The organism is Bacteroides sp. AM37-9 (assembly GCF_003603455.1).
GTDB lineage: Bacteria > Bacteroidota > Bacteroidia > Bacteroidales > Bacteroidaceae > Bacteroides > Bacteroides xylanisolvens.
The window spans coordinates 42323-62664 of sequence record NZ_QTNF01000032.1; the positions used below are offsets into that span (position 1 = coordinate 42323).

Below are 20342 nucleotides of genomic sequence, written 5' to 3' on the forward strand. Positions count from 1 at the left end.
TACTTATTTTCCGCGTGTAAAGGTGTCGCGGGCGTTATCTATAGTTTCTTTGGCCTTCTCCAAATCCTGATAAACGATATAGGCCTTTATCAATTTGATAGCCTCACAGGAGGCGCGAAGCTCCTTTGCTGCTTCCAGGAACTCCCGGTAGGAAGAATCACCTGCAGGGGAAGTGACGTAACCGCCTTCCGCATATTCACCCGGATTCTGTGGCAACGGGTTGGCATTGGTACGTTGCCGCCTGATCGCTTCGATAGTACTAACGGCGTCGATTACTTTAGGATTATTCATTTCCGGTTGTGGTACCACATATTCCCCCTTATGAACTACGCCGGCCACTTCATAACGTCCACCGGAACCGGTGTAACCGCCTTCATAATACCCGCTTCCAGAAGAACCGGAAACAACACGTTCAGCCGTGGCAGTCTTGCTGCCGGTAGTGTTTTTCAAGGACATGTTTTTAATCCTGTCCCGTTCTGCTTTGGCCGATGCAAGCTGGGCCACACCGGTAGCCGCAAGCATTACTGCAGCAACGGTTCCGGCGATCGGCCCGAGGTCCGCGTACGCCTTCATAATCGAAACGGCCGTATCTGCTATGATCTGGGAACACTTGATAGCAAAGTTTACATCCGCATACTTCTTTTGAATTTCCAGTTTCTTATTTTCCTTCTCTTCTTCCAGAGCGGCAGTATCTTCCCCGTTGTTCTCGGCTTCCTGTATGAGAACATCGTATTTTGCTTCCACCTGGTCGATTTCGGCCTGTTGAATAGCTTCCACCATGGAAGAGGAAAGGCCGGAATAATAGTCAAAGTATTTTTTAGCGTTATTCATCTGCATTTGCAGCTTTTTACGCTGGTATGTCTTTTCGTCTATTAATTCCTGATCGTGCAGATTCTTTAACAGGGCCAGTTCATTCTGGTATTCCTGTGCCCATGATACGCCGATCTGGGATTGAATCTGATATAAACTATTCTGATAATCAAATTCAAGCTGGCTAATTTCCTGCTGTTTCTGTTTCTCCAAACCAACGGTAGAAATCCCCGCCTGTCTCGCTATCTCAATTATGGCATTATAAGTCGTTTCTACATCCTGAACCTGCTTCCGGTGTGCCTCCTGCATACCGGTTATTCCTATCGGAACGGAAGTTATTTCACGTACTTTTTGAGCAATGGCCGCCTGGTCACGTAGTAGCTGCATCTCGGTTTCACGCACGGCGTCGGCGGCTTCCGTAACAGTATCTATACGTTTTTGTTTACTGGTGATCTCCAGGGCGTTTACATCATCCAGGTAAGTACGGTTTATCTCCAGGAGTTCTGCAGCGTGCTCCGCTTCAACTTTCAACATATAGGCGTCGGCGGCTTCCTGCGTGATACTTTGGTTTAATACCGCTTTTTCCATGGTGTCCTTCTGGACGTTGTAATAGGCGGTTTCAATCTTTAACCGTTCGTCCCGTTTCTCCTGTACCAGTTTTATACGGGCGTCCTCCTGCTTGCCGGTTTCCGTAAAAATGGCCGTCTGTGCTTCTGTTTCGAGCTTGTGGATTTCATCGAGTAACTTCTTCTTCTGGGCCGGCGTTTTTGCTTCCAGCTTCTGGAGTGCGTCGATACGTTCCCGGTAATAGCGAAGGTTTTCCGCTGTTCCTTCGAGAATGTATTGGGCTTCCGTCTTATTTTCCTTTTCCCGGTTCTTTTTGATTAGAAGCATACGTTTTTCGTGCTCGATCTCCAGAGGTTTTAATGTAGCGTCCGTTTCTGTATTTTTATACTCCCCGGCTTCCGCTTTCTTTTTGACCTTCCCCAGTTCGTTTAAACGTTTTATTTCGGTGTCGATACGTTCTATTTCCTTGTTTTTCTTGGCGATATTCGCTTCGCTGTCTTCCGCCCACTGTTCCTGAACCTTTTTCTTTTCGGCCTCCAGTTTCTTTATAAGGGATGTTTCAGTATTTATATTTTCTTTATTGGTTCCGGTTAATGAAGTGGCCGTCGCCTCTGTTTTTAAGATATCATTATTGATCTGGGCGATTGCTGATTCTATACCGGCCAAATCCTTCTGTGTTGTTTGTAGAGCTTTCAACTGGTTAGCCTCTTTTTCTGTACCAAATAAACGGCTTATTTTAGCGGTAAGACTGTTCCGGTTATATCCTGACAATGTATTTTGCTGGCGGGTGTCCCAATAAGCGTCGCTTTGCTCTGATTCCTGGCTTTCAAGATTCCTTTTTTTCTTGTACAATTCTTCCAGTTCCTCCTGGTAAGCTTTCAACTTGATTTGTTTTTCCAAGGAAACTAAATATTGATCTATGGCCTCCTTGTTGTTGTTTATGAGCCTGCCTTCTTCATTCAATTCCGCATTATAATCCGGTATCAGTTCTTTTAATTCCGCAAGCCTTTGTTTACGGGTGTAGTTGGAAAGGTTCTCATCATTGATAGCAGCTACAAGAGTTTTTATTTTTGCTTCCTGGCTGGAATATTCTTCATTCACTTTCTTTACGACTTCCTGGTGGGCCTTCATCGCCGCCGAAGCCTGTTCCGTCTTCTTTGCAAGCTGGTAGATAGCAACACCGGCTGCCACGAGTAACGCGAGCAGGGCCGTATATGGATTCTTCAAAAGTTCGATCCTCATTAACCGGAGTGCAGCGGTACATCTGGTAGTATTCTTGTGTAATAGTGCCTGGGCTGCCGCATAAGTCAGAGTAGCCGCCCGGCTGATATAAAGCTGTACGGCGTGCGCTTTCTCTGCAACGACCGAAGCAAGGGTCGCCGTTTTAAAACGGGCGTGCCACATGGTAGTGATTTTCAGTCCTCCATAGTAAGAAACCAGATAAGCGGTAACGGTATAAGTGACAACACCCCATTTATTAAACATGTCAATCATACCCCCTACACCTTCCACCATAAGCGTAACAAGGTCTATTAAATCCCGGAGAATACCCTTTGATTCATAGAAACGTAAAACTACCCCTTCGATAGTTGAACTTAGCCGGTTTAATGCACCTTGAACGTTATCACCCATTTCTTCGGACATGGCGTTAAATCCCTCTTCGGCTCCGGTTACTGCATCACGGAGATTTAAAACGGTATCAGTACCATTTAAAAAGGTATTAAATGCGGCAACCGAACGTTTATCCGTTAAATCCAGTGCCTTATTAAGGTCTATTCCTTCACTGTTTAATTTTTTAAGTCCTTTTACCAGGTCTTCCAGATTATCCACCGGACCACCGAGAGCAAGTGCGAGTTTGCCGCTACTGTCAGCCAGGTTAAGCAAAATATTACGTGTTGCCGTCGCTGCCGATGAAGCGTCAAAACCGCTGTTTGCCAAAGCACCCAAAAGGGCGGTAGTTTCTTCAATCGTGAACCCGAAAGAATTTGCAACCGGCCCAACAATAGACATTGCCGTATTTAAGTACTCGAAACTTAAAGCGGATGCGTTACATCCCATAGTCATAGTAGAAACAGCCCGTTCCGTATCTTCTGCATCAAGATTGAAAATACGCAATGTTGCACCGGCAAGCGTAGCAGCCGAGGCAAGATCCGTGTCCACCGCCTTAGCGAATTTCAACACGGAAGGCGTCATCGCTTTAATATCCTCTTTGAAAAATCCCAGCTTGGCAAGCTCTATCTGAAGTGCCGTTACCTGTGCGGCCGTATAAGAAGTAGTAGCACCCAGCCGGCGCGCTTCATCCGTTAAATCCTTGATACTTTTTTTCGTAGTTCCCAGGATAGCGGCCAACGTACTGTTTTTCTTCTCGAACTCTATAATAGTACTGATCGCATCCCTTAGCCCGCCGACAATCTGCCCGGTTATCATTGCGCCGATAGTGACAAACACACCGGCCAGAACCGTTTTTATCTTGTTCAAGGAAAGAAGGGAACCGCCGAAACCTTCCGCCTTCTTCGTTGCCTGCCCGTATGCTTTTTCAACTTCTTTCAGTTCCTTCTCCAGGGCGGCATATTTTTCCGGCTGCAAGGATTTCACCGTATTGCGAAGCTCTTTTCGCAAGGCGTTTGCTTTCCTTGCCAGCTGGTTTGCGCTCATGGTGGTTTTATCCAGCCGTTTCTCGCATTCGGCAATCTTCTTGTTATTCTCACCGATCGTCTTATTATTTTCTTTCAGTTGATCATCAAGCCTTTTCCATTGTTTACCGCCAGCTTTCCCAGTGGCGATTAAATCGGTCATAGACTTTTTTATCTCCTTATTGCTATCCCGGAGCTCCTTGTTCTTTTCTGAAAGATTATGTATTTCCTTCTGCGCATCGGAGGCGTTCAGGGTTAACACCCATTCGATATAGTCAGGTTTTAATTTTGCCATAAGAGTAAATTTTATAAGGCAAAATTATCCTGGTGTAAAGTGGCGGAAAAGGACATAAAAAAAGCCCGTAGAACCATTCTACAGGCTTATTATACTAAGAAGAAAGTATTTTATCTCTTAAATGTAAAATCCGAAGGATCAAAATATCCTTTATCCTTAATTGTTGCCCGATCAAGCATCCGGCAAACGTACCAGGTTAAAGGAACTGATATAAGAGGCGTCACGATAAAGGAAAGAAAGGCAAAAGCAAGCCACCCGGATAAAGTAGCCGGTTTATGCTTACATCCTACGAAAAAAACTATTACCAGGAAAAAGCCGATCAAAAATAAAATATCTTCGTATGTCATACAATCATCGTTAGTTCTTTACCGATATCTTTAATAGTATTTACTATTAGGGCCTCCCGTTCTTGTGAGGGCTTTTTTATTCCACTTATATATTGAGACATAAGGCTTTGACTTATTCCCATACGTCGAGCCACCGCAGAAGCATTTAGTTCCGGGTGAGAAATAAAAATCCGATATAAGAAAGTTTCTTCCTTCTTATCTTGAATAGCTAAACAATCATTCATAGGGTCTAAAAATATGCAGCTATACCAATTTCATATAAAAACTCCGGTGCAAGGTCGGCACCGTTGGCCCATTCAATAGTAGCACGGGTTAAACCATATTGAACAAATTTTTCCTTATCCAATAACTCCCCGAAAACCTCACCTGTAAGATAAGGTTCCAAATTTACGATCTTTTTACTCCCGTCGCTGAAAGTAACAAGAAGCTCGTAATTCCTAATATAATCCACATCTATAACTCGTAACATAAGCGTTTATTTTAATGGTTCAATTTTATCTATTTTTTCCCCTTTTTGGGCCTTTTCCCAAAGAGAAAGTATTTCTGCTTCATGCAAGTTAATCCACTCATTTACTTTTGCAATAACTTTAGCTGGAGCCCGACCGTCTACAATCCGATCCAATACGCTAATAGAACATTCATAATCACCATAAGTAAAATGAATATGTGGCGGATTATGATCTTTCCAATAGAGGAATATAATAATACCGAAGAATCTACAAATTTCAGGCATAAACTTTGTTTTATTGGTTACTGAAACAAAGATAGGTAATAAAATCATTACCTACAAATATTTAGGTATTAATTTTATTACCTATTTTAGCGAACTGGCAAACATTTCTTTTACCCTTTCCCTTACATAATCCTGATATTCATATTTAATCTTCCCGAGTGTGTCATGATATAGAATCCCGTATATCTGCCGGTTATAAATCTGGTAATTACCGTGTTTCTTCATATCCAGGAAGCGGGTATATAATGGAAGGTTAGAATGTGCGATTACTCCTTCGCCGTCCGGAATGACCGAATAATTCGGGTTCTGTAGTGCGGCCATTAATGCACCGGATCGCCCTTGTATGATCTCCCCGGTTCCCTGTACTTTCCTACGCTCACGGCCTTTCTGGTAAATCCGTTTGGTAGCGATATCCAGTTGGGCTTGAAATATGTCCTGTATTCCACGCCCGATCCGGTCGGTAAAAAAATCCGTTTTAAAATTCTCGGCCATTCAGTTAGAATCTTGTTTTAAATGAGAAAGCCAGGCTCCACCCCGCAAACGTCCGGTAAAAGCCGGATTCCGGAAGAGTGGAAAGGCTGGTTAAATCCAGTTCCTTAGTGACAGGGCAACCGGTGGCAGAATCTTCTATCAGCATTTGTTTGATACGCTCCATAACCGGCTGCACCTCTTCGATAGTCTCATAAGCCCCTTTCCGTTGGGGATCGTACTTGCTCATAAGGAAAATAACGCATAAATTATTTTCCCTCACATTATCAGCCGAAAGGCTGGCGCCCGTTCCCGACGGGATCAGAATAAAGAGCACCGGACATTCTTCTTTAGATAGTCCCTGTATCGTCTTACTCATTTCCTCGTCAATGGTAACGGGCAGCACCTTCTTTATTTCAGGAATACGTTTTTGTACGCCTTCCCAGTATTCACGGTAAACCTTTATATTTATCATATCGTCAATCCCTGATAACGTTTTGCCTCCCATTCACGGCGGGTAACAAGCCCCGGAAGAATCTTACCGCCTCCGTATATCCACTTTTTAAACTCTGCCGGTATGGATGAATCATACGCATCTGCTCTGATCTTCTTATAAAGCGTTGATTTCTTTAATTTTCCGATACCTACATTAAAGCAAAAGCTTACTACCGCGTCAAACTGGTACTGTCCCAAATCAAGGGGAAGCGCGTTTACCTGGTTTTCTACCGCCCTGATATCCGATTCAAAGAAAGCATCGGCCTGGGCCTCGGTGATAACATCACCCGGTTTTACGCCGGCCGTATGACCGTAACCGATCGTACATACTCCCGCGGCACATACATACGCTTTCAGGCGTAACCCTTCAAATTTCTTGATCTTGTTTTTTGTTCTTGTTGTCGTTCTCATTTCTTGTTACGTTTTTGGTGCAAATACTCAAACTTACATTTATACAGGTAAAGCAATACATCCCAAAAGGGCGTATCGTCCACCTCCTTCTTATTTCCAAACACACCGGAAGCCGCCACTTCAAAGACTATTCCGGTCCAGCCGGTTTTATCGTCCACCTTCCGGTCCTCGGATGCCAGCTTCTGAAACAATATCCGAAAGTCGATAGCTTCACCGCTGATATAAACCGGTCCGGAAAGAACCATTTCCCAAACGGCAGAAAAGAAGTTTACCGCATGAATGGCAAGCAAGGAAGGAACGGCCGGTATCTTCTCCGGGTCCTTATACCGGTAAAGCTTTAACGTGATATCCTGGAAGATTTCATTTATAGCCGGTTCGTCCTTTTCTGCCGCTGCCTGCTTGCTTTGCTGCAACAAATCCAGGCAATCACAAAAGTTACCAAAAGTAAGACCGTTCAGCATGTCACCGACACCATGCCAACCCCCGAAATCCTGCATCAGGTTACGACCGGTTTTCAGAATGGGCGTAACGATCCGCTCGCCCTCCTTACCGGTTGTATAAGAGAAAAAGCCGTCCAGCTTTTCCAGTTGCCCGTCCAGCTCCCGGATGATCTCACGCCGATACATGGTGTAATCCGCTTTCATGCCCAGAAGGAAAGAAAGCCATTTTACGCGGAACTGTCCGGGGCTGATCGTACCGCGGTTCATCAGTACCGACAATATAAGAAATTGCCGGTACTGATCACTACTGACTTCATCCAGGCAAGAAGGAACCTCCACCGTCTTACTATTATATGTAAACTTCTCCATGTCCGGACATTAAAAAGTTATTCCCTTAGATTGTACGGTAACGCCCGGTATATAGTAATCCACCGTTTCCGACTGCGCATCCAGTTCCCTGATGATATCCTGCAATACATCCAGGTAAGCCGCCGCGTCCTGCTCCAAACTGTTAGCAACCGATTGCCGGGCCTCTTTTTCCGCCCGCAATTTATCCCGTACGGTTGTGCTCTGTTGTACCTGTACGATTCCATTAGGCAGAACTTCCACCGGTAAACGTTCAACGGCTTTTTTTATGGTAAGAAGTGCAAGCGGGCGGCGTACATACTCCAGCAAATTTTCCGTTAAAACGGTATCGCCTTCAATCAGTTTATTATAACGGTTCCGGGTGATAACAGGTATTATCTGCCCGTCCTGGACTTCCCGGATCATAGGAATAAGCACCAGGAAAAGCCGGTGACTTCCGATATTGTAATATTCATCGAACGTTTCCTTATTCTGAATAAGAAGCCGGTTTATAGCCTTTTTCTTAATGCCATTCATCCAGAAATCAAACTTTTCGCGGTCCATTAACTCCACCAACGCGTCTACGGCTTCATAAGCCAGGTTCCGGATATTCTCTTCATCCTTGAACTCCTGTAAGGCGGTCATACCCGTTTCATTCTCTCCAAGGTGTTTGCCACGTCCGGCCGTTCCGTGTTGTGCGTCCAAAGTGGGAATGACCTTTAACCAGGTAAACATCGCCACCGCCTGCTGCATCAGCCGCAAAGTTTCCGCCATGCTATCCGTTTCCGTAACATCCGCATGATCTTCACGGTAATACTTATCTACCGCGTCTATAGGTTCCGCACCGATGATAGCCTGTAAATCCCGAATCCCCAGCGGTAAGATAGGTTCCCACTTGGTAAAATCAAGATCATTATCAATCAGGCCCAGAACACGGACTATTTCACCGGCACCGTCACCGCCTTTATTAAATAACCTCGTCATTTGCTCGATCTCTTTTTAGTGTATATGGTTTCCAATTATCAAAATCTTTCGTGAAATTATTTATTTCATCGTAGAACTCCTTATAAAAGCGGGCCAGCCCGGTATCTATCGTTATACAGGTCTGCTCCGTGCGCGGATTGGTGTTTATATTGGCCGAGCTTTCTATTACAAAATCAAAAGCATTACCAAAACCGGCCATTACTTTAGCATGGTTACGGAAGATACAGACACGTGATCCAAAACGTTCCGCCACCTTCTTTAAGTATAAATAAACATCCGCATAGGAACCTTGAAAAATTTCACCTACATAAAAATCTGCGTGCCCTATGTCTTTTCTCTCCAGCCATTTCTCCACCTCCTTAACATCGGTAATTGCCATACACCAGGTAGAAATTAGAACATATTCTACCGGTTGTTGCTTCACGATCACGCGAAGATAAGTAAGGCTGTCAACGTCCCCATGACTGATACAGTGATAAGCTGCCCCTTTCTCAAAATGCCAGGGCAAACACTCTTCCAGGTGCAGCTCCGATTTTACTCGCCGGTCAAAATGAACGTTTTTCGTCCGGTGGGCCTTTATATGCTTGTCCGGGATGTTGTCGGCCCGGTTCTCTTCCGGTTGCCGGTCGTTTACCGGTTCTTCCGGCACATCTTCCGGTTTTGGTGTGAAAAACAGACTACGCATTTTCTTTCATACGGTTAGAGGGTGAAACGTTCTGTTCCGCTTCTACTATGGTACGATAAAGCCCTACTTTCGTAGTGGTACCCGGAAAATTGGCATTAATATACTGCTGTAACGGTTTACAAAGGATCATGTCCGGAATAGCCGTTTCGGAAGCGTTATACACTTTCAGACTATATAATTTCTCCGATCCGGAAGAGAGCTTGTTTTCTATAATCAGATTTGAAAGTACCGGATCAAGACCGAAGCCGGAAGTAGCGGCAGCGTCCGCCTTATTTGATATCTTAATTTGGGCGTCCACATAATCCTTTATCTTCTTATCCAGCGGCTCCACCGTCCAGCCCTCAAAGTTATTCGCTTCCGGATTCCAGAATTTAGTCGTGTGCATGTATTTCCCGGCGTTCTGCCTTCCGGTAATGTTGGAAGCGAATTTCTCCATAGCTTCGTCCTTAAAATCTTCCAGCATTTGGGCCGTGTATTTTTCGCCCGTACGGTCGCAAACTTGTTTTATACGTGCTTCCGCGCGGTCCCAGTAAGACTGCGGCGATTCGATATGTAGGGAAATAGCCGAAGCGTTTTCGTTATAGGCGATTAGGATAGCGGCCAGACCGCCGGCAAGCTCCAGCCAGTCAAGCGCACCCAGAAAACGTGGCGTACTCATGAAATCCTTGCAAAAGGAATAGATATTATAGTATTTCACAGAAACCGGATATTTGAACGGGTGGGCCGGATCAAAGACCGGGTAACGGTAAGTATAAGCCGGATCAGGATAAGGAAAGTCGCCCACAAGTACTTCCTGCGGTTCATCCTCGCCGTCGGGAGGATATACCAGGCGGGCCTTCTGATAGGGAATATGTTCCAGCCGTACCAAACGCCCGGGATTGCCCACACGCGGCGCACGGTTCCGGACAAACTTTATAAAAAAGCCCTGCATGTGTGTTAAGTCTACGAGTGAGCGGTGAAGAACTGTCGTGTAATCCCACGACTCCAGGTCGGCGGTTATTTCCGGATCGAGTTTCCAACGACGGTAAAAACGGTTATTCTCTTCGTCGATTGCATCCTCATACAGCCGCGGGCCTTCTCCCCACTGCAAACCGGCTATTTTACCCATAATACCTTCACCGGCATAGAATTTATCCAGTAAACGCATGACCTCGCCCGGCATGTCGTTATTGTCACCCATGGGAACGATAAAGGTACCGTTTACGCTGATCTTCCGCGAAAAGAAAGCACCCCGCCGGTTCAACTGGATGCTGGAAGGTTCCCAACCTTTACCGCGGCCACCGATAGAAAAGGAGATCAAACCCTTGTCAGTGCCGGTATCTATAATTCCAAAGTTGCCACTTCGTCTTATTTCCATAATCTTAAATCGTTATTCTTTTCCCGTTGAACTCCATTACCAGACATTCCCAGCAATTCAGCGGCCGGCCCGTTGTGGTGTCCGTCAGAAATAGTTTATAGCTTGAATTTTCAATGCTTTCATCCGTCGCCTTTTTCCTCAAACGGGCGGCAGTGAGTATCACCATGTCGCCGCCGTCCCGTGTCTGCCGGTTCCATTTCCGGAACTTGATAGAAAAGGTTCCCCCAGAAATGGTAATCCGCTTCATCTGTTCTACCGCTACATAAAGGTTTATTTTTTCCATAGCCGGCGGATAAAACTTTTAATCCTGCCCCAGTTATCATGGACCAGACAAAAGGATAGAAAGAGAAACATGAATTTTAGGAACGTCCATAAGCTACACCCGTTTGTAACCTTTTCTTTTTCCTGGCTTTGTTGCTTAACGTCGGATTTACGGGTAACGACTGTTTCCGCTTTACTGGTAGTTTCCTTATGATCCTGGAAGGAGCTGCTTTGATTCTTTCCAGTTCTTTTTTCAGTTTTTCGGTTGCTGAAATCAATTTCTTTAATTCTTCCGAGGCTGTCGTAGTTGATACGGATATGCGTACTATCTTCCCGGTAAACGTCAAGTACGTGCTCCTCATTGCTTGAATCTCTTCGCGCAAGTTCAATAGCTCCGTCAGTAGTTGTTTGTTTTTCTTCTCCAGTTGCTTCTGTAACCGTTTTTCGTGTAACAGAGTGAGGAGAACGACAACCGTAAAAACAAGCTGCAAAACAAATAAAAATAAGTAGGTGTACGATTCCATGTCTCATGTTTATTAAGTCGTTAATTATTATTAGTGTCAAAAGTGATAGATTTACGGTTCGGGCAATTCTTCACGCCGCAAAGAAACGGCTTCATAGTGTCCATTACACGAGCGTTCTGCTTGATAGCCTTTTCCATTTCGTTACATTTCTGCAGGACTTCCTTGTACTTGTTATCCACTTCGTCAAACCGTTTTTTCTGTTCCTGGTATGCGTTCTTTAGCTCCTTACGGTCATTCTTCATATCTTCTATTAGTTCCTGGTAAACCTCTTGTACTGACTTCATGGCATCAGCTTCTGCCTGTTTACGAGTATATCGGAGAGTAAATAACCAGGTCAGGCCACCCGTGCAAAGAGCCGTAATAATCGCTGTAATTATCGTTTCCGTCATATTGATAAAGTTGAAAATTCTACATTATGGTCCAAACTATACATACATGCGTCAAATAACCCGCCACGATCCCGGCCAGGTCTGCCAGAATATCCTTCCAGTCCCATTTATTACCGGGTGACATTTTATCCCCGTATTCCTTACCCAATGAAGCACCCAGGGCAAAGGGAACACCATAATTACCCAACAGGGCACATATAGCGTAATTAATCCCGAAATGCTTCCATTTGTCCGTTCCTATTTTCATAATTTGAATGATTGGTTACTGCAAAGGTGGGAAGAACGGAGACGGACGAAAAGGACATAAAAAAAGTGCCGGGAACCACCCCGGCACAAACAAACCCTAACCTGGGACTTAAACCCAACGGCTGCCTTTTCAGCCGGTATGCTAAATTATTAATATTAAGGATTAGACAACTTTTCGATGTCTTTTTTCATCATACGTAAAGTCCTGATTCGCCCTACAATTTTTTCCGGAGAAAGAGGTTCGCTCTCTTCATCGGTCAAATCGTCGATCGTTTCCTCTATTACCCGTATGTAACAAGCGGAAACCGGTTCTGTCTTAATTTGCCACTGTTTCAATATTTCGGCACTTTCATCTGTGATATGTGCGCCGTTTACTTCTATGTCTTTCATAACAAATCTTTCTTTAAACGTTCTTAATCGGTGTAGTCTCTAAGGTAGTGAAATCAATTATTCCGGCCTGCCGGTATATCCCGAGGGCGACTTTTCTAAAGCGTTCATAATTACGTCTGTCAATGGGCGATAACTGCCACCTCTTCATGTCTTTCATCAAATCCGGTATATTATTAGCACTATTATACATACAGTTGTTTTTACCGTACTCGTGATGAAGTGATACAGACTGAAAATCACCGGAGAAAACAACCAACCGCAAACGTTCCAGTTCGAGGAAAGCAAACTCATTGTTAACCTTCTCCACCTTATAAGCCCTTAGTTCAATGGAAGGCGCACCGTATTCACGTCTAACGAAAAATAGGATATCAGGATTATTTGTATTCATTTGGCACCTCCTTTTAAGTCTTCTAATTTAATATGTGAAATACTTGTTATACTTTCCAGTACCCCGTCGCATATACTTTTAACCCTTAATCCGCGGGAACCGTCTTTCTTGGGTAAATTCAGGTGATAATACGGGCGATTCCTCCAGAATGTAATCCGGAAAATCCAGCCACGAACTTTAAAAGTAGCATTACTTATTTTATAATCAACCTGTACCAGATCACCCGGTTTAAATTTACTTTCTTGTAGAAACATCCCCTGTATTTCTTCCTGTTCCTTCTTTATCTCCTCAATTCTTTTATCATTGTTTTGTAATTGGGTAAGTAACACTTGCTGATATTCAGTATATATCATTCGGAACCTCCTTTCTTTTCTATCTGGGGACGCTCTGAAAACCTATATATTCTTTTAACCCGGTAAATAAAAAAATAGGCTACCGGCTTGTCACAGCCGTTATTATGTGTTTTAGTGTCCTGGTCTATATGAATAAACCCGCTACCGGAAGATATCTTCAGCGGCATTGTTTTAGGGTATTTCTCGTTCAGCTCCTTTACCTTTGCTTCCAGTTCAGTTTTAAAAGCATCGAAGGAAATTTTATCAGGGCAAAGCGTATTACCAAACTGGTTTGCAAACTCTGCCATTTCAGCACATTTTCGATTCTGTGGCTTATACTCGTTAAGCTCTATAAAATAAGATGTCATTTTCGGCCTCCTTTCCTCGCTTTCTTGGCACGACACACACATATAACTGCACCAATGACAGCCGGTGGATAGATAAAAGTAAGACAGAAACAAGCGATAGCAGATAAGTAATAAGCCCCAGAAGTTGAACAAACAGTACATTCCTGTTTCGGTTCCTGGAAATAACGATGTTGGATCGTGTTTACGTCCGTGCTACCAGTACGGAACGAAGGCACGTAGCTTGTGCCGGATTGAAATTCTTTTTTCATAATGATAGTGATTTTGACTATTAAAAAAGAGAAAGGCGGCTACCATTTCCCCTAATTCGTCAAAATCACTACCGCAAACCGTCCGATGAACGGGTTAAAAGTAATAGGGAAAGGCAACCGCCTTATATATCTAAAATAGATAAATACCGAGCATAAAAAAAGCCCGTTGTTTATTCGAGCCAATAACCGAGACTCACCGGACCGCACCAGCGGTAGCAATTTTGACAGGGGCAAATGTCGGCATTAAAATCTGAACAAAAAAAAAAAAACGTTAATAAAAGTTTATCAGAAAAGAAAATTTATCGACTCTACGATTCGTTACTTCGTAACAAAAAAACGCCCACCTGATTAAGGGTGAGCGTTACACACTATAATTAATATTCTATTTGTCTTTTAAATTAATTCCCTCTTTTATCTGTTCATCAGAAGTTACCTTCTTACAAAGAATATAATGATAAACAGGGTCTTTGCTCATTCCTTGTGTAGGTGTAATCGGATAAGCCAGTATTAGTTCCCAACCCAATTTAGCCAAATAGTTAACGGCGTCTATCATTGAATTAAAATTCATCTTTTCACCGTTTTCATCTACTAAAAAACGAGCATTTGGTGCTGCCCATTTTGCCTTTTGCCCGAAATCTACTTCTATTTTTACTTTTGTACCGGTTATATTTCCAGTACCTACGATTTCACAATAAGCCTTATACGGTTCTTGTGCAATGGCCGCCATTGTTAGTACAGCCAATACAATAACTAAAAAAAATCTTTTCATATCAGTAACTTAAAATTAGTGTGTACTTTAGTTTGTACCACCCGTAAGCCCTGACGGTATGTATGCAGTGTAATTTTGACGATTGCAAAAGTACTTAAATATATACATTTATAAAAAATATTACCCCAAAATCAATCAAAAATGGAAGGCAACCGCCCAAAAACACACGGTAATTCACCCAAAAACGGGCAAAAAACGAGCAAAAACGCATAAAAAACACGATTTTTCGCGTAAAATTTTGGTCTAAATGCAGATAAACGACTGAAAAACAGTCAAAAACCGGAGAAAATTTCAGAAACTTAAAAAATGACACCTTCCGAAGACCGAGCCGCTCAGAAGTCGGAAAGCAGTTGCCCTCCCCTTAAAAGGTGAAATATGACCTCTCCCGGAGGGGTACCCGTAACCTGGTAACACAAAAAACGCCGGAAAACCGATTTTCCAGCGTTACAAGGCAATTACCTTTTATGCCTGTTCTCTATCCATTGATCCACAAACGAGTCGGCCTGCAGTGTCCGCTTGCCTCGTACCAAAGCTATCCAGCCGGGGCGCATCAGTAAGTATTTGAAAGCGTCGGAGAAATTGGTGGATAACATCGGTAGTTTTTTCGGTGCCAGCTTTTCGGACTTCTTCACCTTGAACACTACCTTAGAATTACCCCGGTATTTGATTTCAGCCTTTGCCTTTTCTACGGAACTAACCATTTCTTTACAGTTCATCGCATCAACCAGCAAGATAGGCAGGTTCTTGTTGGTACCGCCCATAATCTCCTGCATAAAGTCGTATTCCGTATCCTGCCGGATAACTGCCTGTTTGCGGCTCTTTAGGTTTACGATCCAGCCGGTACGGTTTCCGCTACCGTCTTTTTCTATGGCGTCTTTGATCTTACCCGCGTAATCCTCCTTCTGTTTCTCAAAGTTATTACCTGCACGGTCATAGTACAAATCCAGTTCTTTATATTCGTGGTTCTGGAAGAAAGTGAGGAACTGGTCGGCGATCTCCCGGAACCAGCCCGGCGGTATCTCAAAAAAGTTCTTATGTACCCGGTAATAAGCACCGTCCGGCTGACCGATCACCAAAGAAAGCATATTACCGAAGTCCATACCACCTTCAATCGCTTTATCATGGTGCAGGTACCGGAGCTCCCGCGAGCTGTAAGCGGCTTCTCCGGACATGGTACCGTTATAATACTTATGTCCTTCACCAAACAACACATAGAAACGTAAATCCCTGCGAAGACCGGGACGCATACCCACCACCGACTTTTTAAATTCGTGAAGCTCCAGCGTACCATTATACAACCGCTTTAAATAATCAATCGTAAGTATCTCAACATTAGCGAATGAAGAAGCGTTAAGAAAGAACGTTTGTCCTTTTCTCAACTTCAACAAAGCCCGGTCGTAATATTCAATATCCCGTTTCAAACGTTTCAGTTTCAAAGGGGAAGGCTTATTTTTTCTTTCTTCTTTTAATAGAGAAATTACCAGGTCATTACGCATACTTGCCGCCTGTACTATTTTAATGATCCGTTCCGGGTCCATTTGCTTGACATACCGGAAAAACCAGTCGTACTCGTTTTCGTCGATATCCGGCATATCGGTAGTAATGGTTATCCCCAGGAATAAATGGGAATGTCCGTAAGTGATCGCATCACCGCGAAGAATAGGCATAGCGCGGTTTACTTTCATTTCCTTGTCGTACTTCGCTTCATCATAAAACAGATGTATTACAGACTTTCCGGCAAGCAGCGAAGGGTTATCCAGTGATCCCATGAAAATAACACATCCGTTCCAGAAGCTGTAAACATGCTTGTAATCATCCACGATAACCGAACATTTACGCCGCCAGGATTCAGGCGGGCGGGTATCTTTTACATAGTGTACCCCTTCGATCAGGCCCATAAGCTGCCAGCCCTTCTGTACGGCCGGCATTATATTATCTTCCAGGTTACTGTAGGTATTGGCAACAAAAGCGAACGCACCGCCGGGCATTTCTTCCACACAACGGGCGGAACGCCTGGCTTGTATAACGGTCGATTTGGCCGTACCGCGCCCGTCAACAGATACAAGGATAGTAGTATCGATCCAGTCCGTCAGAACCTGGATTATATGGCCGTATTTGATTTCCACATCATCGGCGTTACTCACCTTCGTTATCTTCCCCGAACTCTTTGATATCATACAACATACGTTTTTTCAGGTCAAAAGCTTTAATACGCGCGTCCTCTTTTATATTATCACGTACAATAACAGGAATTTCCGGGATCGCGTCGATAAACTCTTCCAGTTCCTTACGGTCGATTTCAGGAACACCCAGATCCTTACGGCTGGTAGTATAAATAACCGTGCTTTTCTGTGAAAGCAGTTCCTCCGGTATTTCGGCCTGTTGATCCTTATAACATCCGCGAAGTTCCGCCGCCAGTTTCAGCAGGTTCTTAGCCTCCTTCACATTTCCCATAAGAAAGACGGTATTCGCCCAGTTTTCGGCCTTTTCCGCATACAAGTTAGCGAAAGCCTGCGGGCGTACGTTATCCTGCGTATAAAAGAAATTGAGACTGTCAGCGTACACCTGGCGGGCCATCCAGTCCGAAAGGCCGTAAGGTTCCGACTTCAAAAGGCGGATGATGCCGGCCTTTGTCACCAGCTTACCATTTATACGCATACGGGCACGAAGGCCCCGTACCATTTCCATAAGGCTGTAATATTCCCTTTCATCGGGCGCGAGGGCTTCCAGCGTACCGGTAGAAAGAATCCTTTGAATCTGGTTGATATCCACCTTGTCAAAGTCTATTCGTGAGGGCTTAATTAAATTCGTCGTCATCCATTTGTTCGATTAAACGTTCAAAAGTATGTCTTTTCCGTACGGCCTCCAGCTGTTTTATAGCTTCCACGTTTCCGCCTTCCGCCGCTTCATGGAGTTTTATTTCAGGCGCGGCACGTGCTACCAGAATCCCTTCCCGGATCAGGAAGTTAACGGAAGTTCCTACCGTTTCCGCATCCCGGACAAAAAGCCCGGCATCCTCCAAAGAAAGCCCCAGGGAAACGGCTATGTCTTTCGGCGAATACCCTAAAGAAGACAAACGCCGTACATCCTCCTTTTGCTGCGCATCCAGGTAAATACTATCCACCACCGTTAAATCGTTCATACGCATCTTTTATTCGTTTCTGTGCCGTGAAATAATAAATTTCGTCCTGTTCCATTAATACAAAGTTCCGGTCGCTTTCAATGGCTGCCACGGCCGTAGTACCGGAACCGCCGAAAGTGTCCAGGATCAGATCGCCGGGCTTTGTACTGTCTTCAATCAGTTTACGGATCAACGCCACCGGTTTCTGTGTGGGATGAACCTTTTCACCTTCTACCAGTTTCGCACCGGAAGCAAAAGACCGGATATTATCTATTATGTTTGTGGCACCGATAGAAACACCCTTTCCGCAATGAAACAAAATAAGCTCATGTATAAAGGCGTAATGATTACCCGGGCCCGACTGTTTGTTCCAGACGATCATGTTTGACGCACCTAAATACAAGTCAAACAACGGATAATAAAAAGCATACCCGCGCCAGTCCGTAAAAAAGTACACACAAGCACCGGGTTTCTTCACCCGGTTAAACTCCAGGAACAAATCCCGGTAAAAGGGTTTACAGATAGACAAATCTTTAAAACTGCCTTTCTGCCCGTTGTGTGTCATTCCCAGGAAATAAGGCGGATCGGTTATTATACAATCTACGGAATTGTCCGGAACACGTTTCAACGCCTCCAGGCAATCCTCGTTATATATTTGGTTTGTAATCATTGGAAAGTTGTTTAAGCCGGCTTTCTTCTTTTTCTATCCGGAGGGTTAATGTCTTGAGCTGGTGCCCCAGCTCCGAGCGGTCGCAAGGGTGAGAGAAACGGCCCAGGTTCTTTGTGATCCGTTGCCGTTTCCCTGTCAGACTGGCAATAAGTTCAATTACTTTTTTTTTCGCGCCTCAATTTCTTCCTCTATGGCCTTCTGTGTAGTTTCCCACTTTTGGATCAATGCAAGGGCACTCGCTTTCTTCTTCTCATCATCCCCGGCCTGTTCCAGTTTCGCCTTATTCTTTGAAAGGTTGGCGCGGGCGTTATTCAGTGCCTTTTGTATGTCGATATCCGAAAGGTTCTCGACGCCCTTACGGACGGACAAACTTTTTACCTTCTCACATTTACCCAGAATCTTTCCGTTCTCCCGGTAATATTCCAGTTCATCCCACATCTCGCGGTTAGCGATGAAGTTTTCCACAACCGCCTGCGCTTCCTGTGCTGTAGAAAGTGAACTGACATCATCCGGCGTAGCTTCCAGGCGGGCGAAAGCTTCCTTATACTTCCCGTATGCGGTGAACATGTCGGAAACAAGTATTTTCAGAATGTCGGGACAATCCGGAGAATTCAGGAAGGTAAATTTCTCGCGGAAACGTATCATTTTGGTTACGGTTTCCGGGGCTGCTTTGTATCGTTTCTCCGCCTCTTCCAGTTCCTCTTCCAGCTCTTCCACACGGTCGGCATTTTCATCCATGGAAAGAACCTTATCCCGGAAATCGGACGAAACGAGTTCTTCCACACTGACGCCGAAAGATTCGGCAAGTTCCAGCAGCAAATCATCGCTGTATTTTACCGGCGTTTTGGATGTTTCCTCCCGGGCGGGTTCCATTTTTACCGCGGTCAGCTGTTTGGAGTTTCGCCGGATCGTCTTAAATTCACGTTCAGAAAGCCCGGCCAACTTCCGTAGTTCCTCTAAAAGAATGGCCTTCATCGTTTCCGTTTCTCCCTGCCGGCGGAATGACTTCTTTAACATACGGTTGATACCGTATTTCTCGTACAGTTCCACGCCCTGAATAAAGTTACGCGGACCGGCCAGATAGGTAATAATTTCCTGTTTCATACTATATAAAATTTGATGATACAAAGGAAAAAAGGGGCAATTACCCTAAAAAGGACAAAGGGTGGCCGGGCATGTGCTGCCGGTCACCCTTTGAATTACATGAAAGCCGTTTACTTACGCCTCATAACGGCTTTGTTCAATCCATTTCATAGCCTCCGAACCGTCGTTAAACGCCCGCAACGTCAGTTGGGAACCTTCGGAAGCGGTAAACGTCTTACCACCTTTCAGAAGGAAATTACCGCCCGCTTCCACCGTAGGCGCAACACCCGAACATCCCATAAGGGTAATTACCGAGCCGTGACTTCCACCGGTAACACCGGCTATCTTAGCCGCACCCGCGGAAAGCTGGTACTGCCCGTCCGTCTGGTAATCTATATCCGTGGCTCCGGCTTCCACCACGGCCACCGGTTCTTCCAGAGTGTCGGTACCCCGGTAAATGGCGATATCATCCCCTTTGCTGATCTGGGTGAAAGTAAGTTCGTTCGTATTCGATTCATTGGAACCGGTATAAGAAACGGATAACTTACACGGGTTACAGGGCGTTCCGATCAGATCGGCAGGCTTTCCGCTACAATAACGGAGCACAACGATACATTTCTTGGACAGCCAGTTTGTCTTAAACTCGCGAATTTCCTGTTCGTTACCGGGATGATTGAACTTAACGGAAGGCGTATAACCTTCGGCGTCCGTTTCCCCGTCACTGTTGGAACTGATTTCAGCGGTACCGGGTGTCAGGTAAATACCGATCGCGTAACGTCCCGCCTTCATTACGATATCATCCTCGATAACCACGCCGGCATCGTTTCTCTGCGGGAAGGAAAGAATATCGTCAACGTCGTAAATTACGAGCTGATCCTTGGGCTGAATACCGTTACCGGGATTGCCGGCCGGCCTTCTTACGCTTGCTTTTACGTATGTCATAACTTAATGATTTATAAGGTTATAAAATGGAAGGGATAAAG

At 44.7% G+C, this 20342-nt stretch carries 28 protein-coding genes; all 28 read right to left on the bottom strand.

The window, feature by feature from the left end; translation table 11 throughout:
• Positions 1–3: 3 nt before the first annotated feature.
• Positions 4–4305 (bottom strand): phage tail tape measure protein, encoded by a 4302-nt coding sequence (locus DW862_RS19355; RefSeq protein ID WP_117683873.1) that lies wholly within the window; start codon positions 4303–4305, stop codon positions 4–6.
• 110 nt (positions 4306–4415) lie between these two features.
• Entirely contained in the window at positions 4416–4652 is a 237-nt protein-coding gene (locus tag DW862_RS19360) for a hypothetical protein (protein ID WP_117683872.1), read from the bottom strand.
• Positions 4649–4876 (bottom strand): helix-turn-helix transcriptional regulator, encoded by a 228-nt coding sequence (locus DW862_RS19365; protein ID WP_004303369.1) that lies wholly within the window; start codon positions 4874–4876, stop codon positions 4649–4651. Before DW862_RS19365 ends, DW862_RS19360 begins: the two co-directional genes overlap by 4 nt.
• 5 nt (positions 4877–4881) lie before the next feature.
• Positions 4882–5121: a DUF2442 domain-containing protein gene (locus DW862_RS19370; RefSeq protein ID WP_004318202.1), complete on the bottom strand. Its 240-nt coding sequence runs from the start codon at positions 5119–5121 to the stop codon at positions 4882–4884.
• A 6-nt stretch (positions 5122–5127) separates the two neighbouring features.
• Positions 5128–5433, bottom strand: coding sequence for a DUF4160 domain-containing protein (locus tag DW862_RS19375; RefSeq protein ID WP_117683871.1), 306 nt, complete (start codon positions 5431–5433; stop codon positions 5128–5130).
• A 33-nt stretch (positions 5434–5466) separates the two neighbouring features.
• Positions 5467–5877, bottom strand: a complete 411-nt coding sequence (locus DW862_RS19380) for a hypothetical protein (RefSeq protein ID WP_117683870.1) — start codon at positions 5875–5877, stop codon at positions 5467–5469.
• A 4-nt stretch (positions 5878–5881) separates the two neighbouring features.
• Positions 5882–6328, bottom strand: a complete 447-nt coding sequence (locus tag DW862_RS19385; RefSeq protein ID WP_120070014.1) for a hypothetical protein — start codon at positions 6326–6328, stop codon at positions 5882–5884.
• On the bottom strand, positions 6325–6759 hold the full coding sequence (locus tag DW862_RS19390) for a lysozyme (protein WP_007478404.1): 435 nt from the start codon (positions 6757–6759) through the stop codon (positions 6325–6327). Before DW862_RS19390 ends, DW862_RS19385 begins: the two co-directional genes overlap by 4 nt.
• Positions 6756–7568 (bottom strand): hypothetical protein, encoded by an 813-nt coding sequence (locus DW862_RS19395; RefSeq protein ID WP_120070017.1) that lies wholly within the window; start codon positions 7566–7568, stop codon positions 6756–6758. Before DW862_RS19395 ends, DW862_RS19390 begins: the two co-directional genes overlap by 4 nt.
• Positions 7569–7577: 9 nt before the next feature.
• On the bottom strand, positions 7578–8528 hold the full coding sequence (locus DW862_RS19400) for a DUF6712 family protein (RefSeq protein ID WP_120070021.1): 951 nt from the start codon (positions 8526–8528) through the stop codon (positions 7578–7580).
• The gene (locus tag DW862_RS19405) at positions 8512–9213 is read right to left on the bottom strand and encodes a hypothetical protein (RefSeq protein WP_120070024.1); all 702 of its coding nucleotides are present in this window, start codon (positions 9211–9213) and stop codon (positions 8512–8514) included. The genes DW862_RS19400 and DW862_RS19405 overlap by 17 nt, the downstream gene beginning before the upstream one ends.
• Complete coding sequence (locus DW862_RS19410) at positions 9206–10570, bottom strand: hypothetical protein (protein WP_120070027.1); 1365 nt, start codon at positions 10568–10570, stop codon at positions 9206–9208. Before DW862_RS19410 ends, DW862_RS19405 begins: the two co-directional genes overlap by 8 nt.
• 4 nt (positions 10571–10574) lie before the next feature.
• Positions 10575–10853: a hypothetical protein gene (locus DW862_RS19415; protein ID WP_004318191.1), complete on the bottom strand. Its 279-nt coding sequence runs from the start codon at positions 10851–10853 to the stop codon at positions 10575–10577.
• Positions 10841–11362, bottom strand: coding sequence for a hypothetical protein (locus DW862_RS19420; protein WP_182426360.1), 522 nt, complete (start codon positions 11360–11362; stop codon positions 10841–10843). The genes DW862_RS19415 and DW862_RS19420 overlap by 13 nt, the downstream gene beginning before the upstream one ends.
• A 13-nt stretch (positions 11363–11375) precedes the next feature.
• Positions 11376–11744 (bottom strand): hypothetical protein, encoded by a 369-nt coding sequence (locus DW862_RS19425; RefSeq protein WP_007478410.1) that lies wholly within the window; start codon positions 11742–11744, stop codon positions 11376–11378.
• Positions 11745–11763: 19 nt separating this feature from the next.
• The gene (locus DW862_RS19430; protein ID WP_120070034.1) at positions 11764–11991 is read right to left on the bottom strand and encodes a hypothetical protein; all 228 of its coding nucleotides are present in this window, start codon (positions 11989–11991) and stop codon (positions 11764–11766) included.
• 155 nt (positions 11992–12146) lie between these two features.
• Positions 12147–12380 (bottom strand): hypothetical protein, encoded by a 234-nt coding sequence (locus DW862_RS19435; RefSeq protein WP_022042347.1) that lies wholly within the window; start codon positions 12378–12380, stop codon positions 12147–12149.
• Between the two features lie 13 nt (positions 12381–12393).
• The gene (locus DW862_RS19440) at positions 12394–12768 is read right to left on the bottom strand and encodes a hypothetical protein (RefSeq protein ID WP_118023900.1); all 375 of its coding nucleotides are present in this window, start codon (positions 12766–12768) and stop codon (positions 12394–12396) included.
• Positions 12765–13121 carry a hypothetical protein gene (locus tag DW862_RS19445; protein WP_008775594.1) on the bottom strand — a complete coding sequence of 119 codons (357 nt, stop codon included), beginning with the start codon at positions 13119–13121 and terminating at the stop codon, positions 12765–12767. Before DW862_RS19445 ends, DW862_RS19440 begins: the two co-directional genes overlap by 4 nt.
• Complete coding sequence (locus DW862_RS19450) at positions 13118–13468, bottom strand: hypothetical protein (RefSeq protein WP_118023898.1); 351 nt, start codon at positions 13466–13468, stop codon at positions 13118–13120. The genes DW862_RS19445 and DW862_RS19450 overlap by 4 nt, the downstream gene beginning before the upstream one ends.
• Complete coding sequence (locus tag DW862_RS19455; protein WP_008640079.1) at positions 13465–13716, bottom strand: hypothetical protein; 252 nt, start codon at positions 13714–13716, stop codon at positions 13465–13467. Before DW862_RS19455 ends, DW862_RS19450 begins: the two co-directional genes overlap by 4 nt.
• 382 nt (positions 13717–14098) lie before the next feature.
• A complete protein-coding gene (locus DW862_RS19460) occupies positions 14099–14485 on the bottom strand; it encodes a hypothetical protein (protein ID WP_118023896.1) in 387 nt (128 codons plus the stop codon).
• Between the two features lie 455 nt (positions 14486–14940).
• Positions 14941–16662 (bottom strand): hypothetical protein, encoded by a 1722-nt coding sequence (locus tag DW862_RS19465; RefSeq protein ID WP_004318182.1) that lies wholly within the window; start codon positions 16660–16662, stop codon positions 14941–14943.
• Complete coding sequence (locus DW862_RS19470; RefSeq protein ID WP_004318181.1) at positions 16622–17302, bottom strand: hypothetical protein; 681 nt, start codon at positions 17300–17302, stop codon at positions 16622–16624. The genes DW862_RS19465 and DW862_RS19470 overlap by 41 nt, the downstream gene beginning before the upstream one ends.
• Entirely contained in the window at positions 17283–17627 is a 345-nt protein-coding gene (locus DW862_RS19475; RefSeq protein ID WP_004318180.1) for a hypothetical protein, read from the bottom strand. Before DW862_RS19475 ends, DW862_RS19470 begins: the two co-directional genes overlap by 20 nt.
• Complete coding sequence (locus tag DW862_RS19480; protein ID WP_120070038.1) at positions 17602–18276, bottom strand: site-specific DNA-methyltransferase; 675 nt, start codon at positions 18274–18276, stop codon at positions 17602–17604. Before DW862_RS19480 ends, DW862_RS19475 begins: the two co-directional genes overlap by 26 nt.
• Positions 18277–18432: 156 nt before the next feature.
• A complete protein-coding gene (locus DW862_RS19485; RefSeq protein ID WP_004318178.1) occupies positions 18433–19380 on the bottom strand; it encodes a hypothetical protein in 948 nt (315 codons plus the stop codon).
• A 114-nt stretch (positions 19381–19494) separates the two neighbouring features.
• Positions 19495–20301 carry a hypothetical protein gene (locus tag DW862_RS19490; RefSeq protein WP_004318175.1) on the bottom strand — a complete coding sequence of 269 codons (807 nt, stop codon included), beginning with the start codon at positions 20299–20301 and terminating at the stop codon, positions 19495–19497.
• Positions 20302–20342: the final 41 nt, after the last annotated feature.

What these genes read in the sequence shown, in the direction of transcription:
- DW862_RS19390 (WP_007478404.1), bottom strand. Translation starts at nt 6,759, where the DNA reads ATGAGAACGACAACAAGAACAAAAAACAAGATCAAGAAATTTGAAGGG.
- DW862_RS19425 (WP_007478410.1), bottom strand. Translation starts at nt 11,744, where the DNA reads ATGACGGAAACGATAATTACAGCGATTATTACGGCTCTTTGCACGGGT.
- DW862_RS19470 (WP_004318181.1), bottom strand. Translation starts at nt 17,302, where the DNA reads ATGACGACGAATTTAATTAAGCCCTCACGAATAGACTTTGACAAGGTG.
- DW862_RS19365 (WP_004303369.1), bottom strand. Translation starts at nt 4,876, where the DNA reads ATGAATGATTGTTTAGCTATTCAAGATAAGAAGGAAGAAACTTTCTTA.
- DW862_RS19410 (WP_120070027.1), bottom strand. Translation starts at nt 10,570, where the DNA reads ATGGAAATAAGACGAAGTGGCAACTTTGGAATTATAGATACCGGCACT.
- DW862_RS19445 (WP_008775594.1), bottom strand. Translation starts at nt 13,121, where the DNA reads ATGATATATACTGAATATCAGCAAGTGTTACTTACCCAATTACAAAAC.
- DW862_RS19415 (WP_004318191.1), bottom strand. Translation starts at nt 10,853, where the DNA reads ATGGAAAAAATAAACCTTTATGTAGCGGTAGAACAGATGAAGCGGATT.
- DW862_RS19455 (WP_008640079.1), bottom strand. Translation starts at nt 13,716, where the DNA reads ATGAAAAAAGAATTTCAATCCGGCACAAGCTACGTGCCTTCGTTCCGT.
- DW862_RS19385 (WP_120070014.1), bottom strand. Translation starts at nt 6,328, where the DNA reads ATGATAAATATAAAGGTTTACCGTGAATACTGGGAAGGCGTACAAAAA.
- DW862_RS19480 (WP_120070038.1), bottom strand. Translation starts at nt 18,276, where the DNA reads ATGATTACAAACCAAATATATAACGAGGATTGCCTGGAGGCGTTGAAA.
- DW862_RS19460 (WP_118023896.1), bottom strand. Translation starts at nt 14,485, where the DNA reads ATGAAAAGATTTTTTTTAGTTATTGTATTGGCTGTACTAACAATGGCG.
- DW862_RS19360 (WP_117683872.1), bottom strand. Translation starts at nt 4,652, where the DNA reads ATGACATACGAAGATATTTTATTTTTGATCGGCTTTTTCCTGGTAATA.
- DW862_RS19435 (WP_022042347.1), bottom strand. Translation starts at nt 12,380, where the DNA reads ATGAAAGACATAGAAGTAAACGGCGCACATATCACAGATGAAAGTGCC.
- DW862_RS19490 (WP_004318175.1), bottom strand. Translation starts at nt 20,301, where the DNA reads ATGACATACGTAAAAGCAAGCGTAAGAAGGCCGGCCGGCAATCCCGGT.
- DW862_RS19380 (WP_117683870.1), bottom strand. Translation starts at nt 5,877, where the DNA reads ATGGCCGAGAATTTTAAAACGGATTTTTTTACCGACCGGATCGGGCGT.
- DW862_RS19370 (WP_004318202.1), bottom strand. Translation starts at nt 5,121, where the DNA reads ATGTTACGAGTTATAGATGTGGATTATATTAGGAATTACGAGCTTCTT.
- DW862_RS19485 (WP_004318178.1), bottom strand. Translation starts at nt 19,380, where the DNA reads ATGAAACAGGAAATTATTACCTATCTGGCCGGTCCGCGTAACTTTATT.
- DW862_RS19465 (WP_004318182.1), bottom strand. Translation starts at nt 16,662, where the DNA reads ATGATATCAAAGAGTTCGGGGAAGATAACGAAGGTGAGTAACGCCGAT.
- DW862_RS19375 (WP_117683871.1), bottom strand. Translation starts at nt 5,433, where the DNA reads ATGATTTTATTACCTATCTTTGTTTCAGTAACCAATAAAACAAAGTTT.
- DW862_RS19475 (WP_004318180.1), bottom strand. Translation starts at nt 17,627, where the DNA reads ATGAACGATTTAACGGTGGTGGATAGTATTTACCTGGATGCGCAGCAA.
- DW862_RS19355 (WP_117683873.1), bottom strand. Translation starts at nt 4,305, where the DNA reads ATGGCAAAATTAAAACCTGACTATATCGAATGGGTGTTAACCCTGAAC.
- DW862_RS19395 (WP_120070017.1), bottom strand. Translation starts at nt 7,568, where the DNA reads ATGGAGAAGTTTACATATAATAGTAAGACGGTGGAGGTTCCTTCTTGC.
- DW862_RS19440 (WP_118023900.1), bottom strand. Translation starts at nt 12,768, where the DNA reads ATGAATACAAATAATCCTGATATCCTATTTTTCGTTAGACGTGAATAC.
- DW862_RS19420 (WP_182426360.1), bottom strand. Translation starts at nt 11,362, where the DNA reads ATGAGACATGGAATCGTACACCTACTTATTTTTATTTGTTTTGCAGCT.
- DW862_RS19405 (WP_120070024.1), bottom strand. Translation starts at nt 9,213, where the DNA reads ATGCGTAGTCTGTTTTTCACACCAAAACCGGAAGATGTGCCGGAAGAA.
- DW862_RS19430 (WP_120070034.1), bottom strand. Translation starts at nt 11,991, where the DNA reads ATGAAAATAGGAACGGACAAATGGAAGCATTTCGGGATTAATTACGCT.
- DW862_RS19400 (WP_120070021.1), bottom strand. Translation starts at nt 8,528, where the DNA reads ATGACGAGGTTATTTAATAAAGGCGGTGACGGTGCCGGTGAAATAGTC.
- DW862_RS19450 (WP_118023898.1), bottom strand. Translation starts at nt 13,468, where the DNA reads ATGACATCTTATTTTATAGAGCTTAACGAGTATAAGCCACAGAATCGA.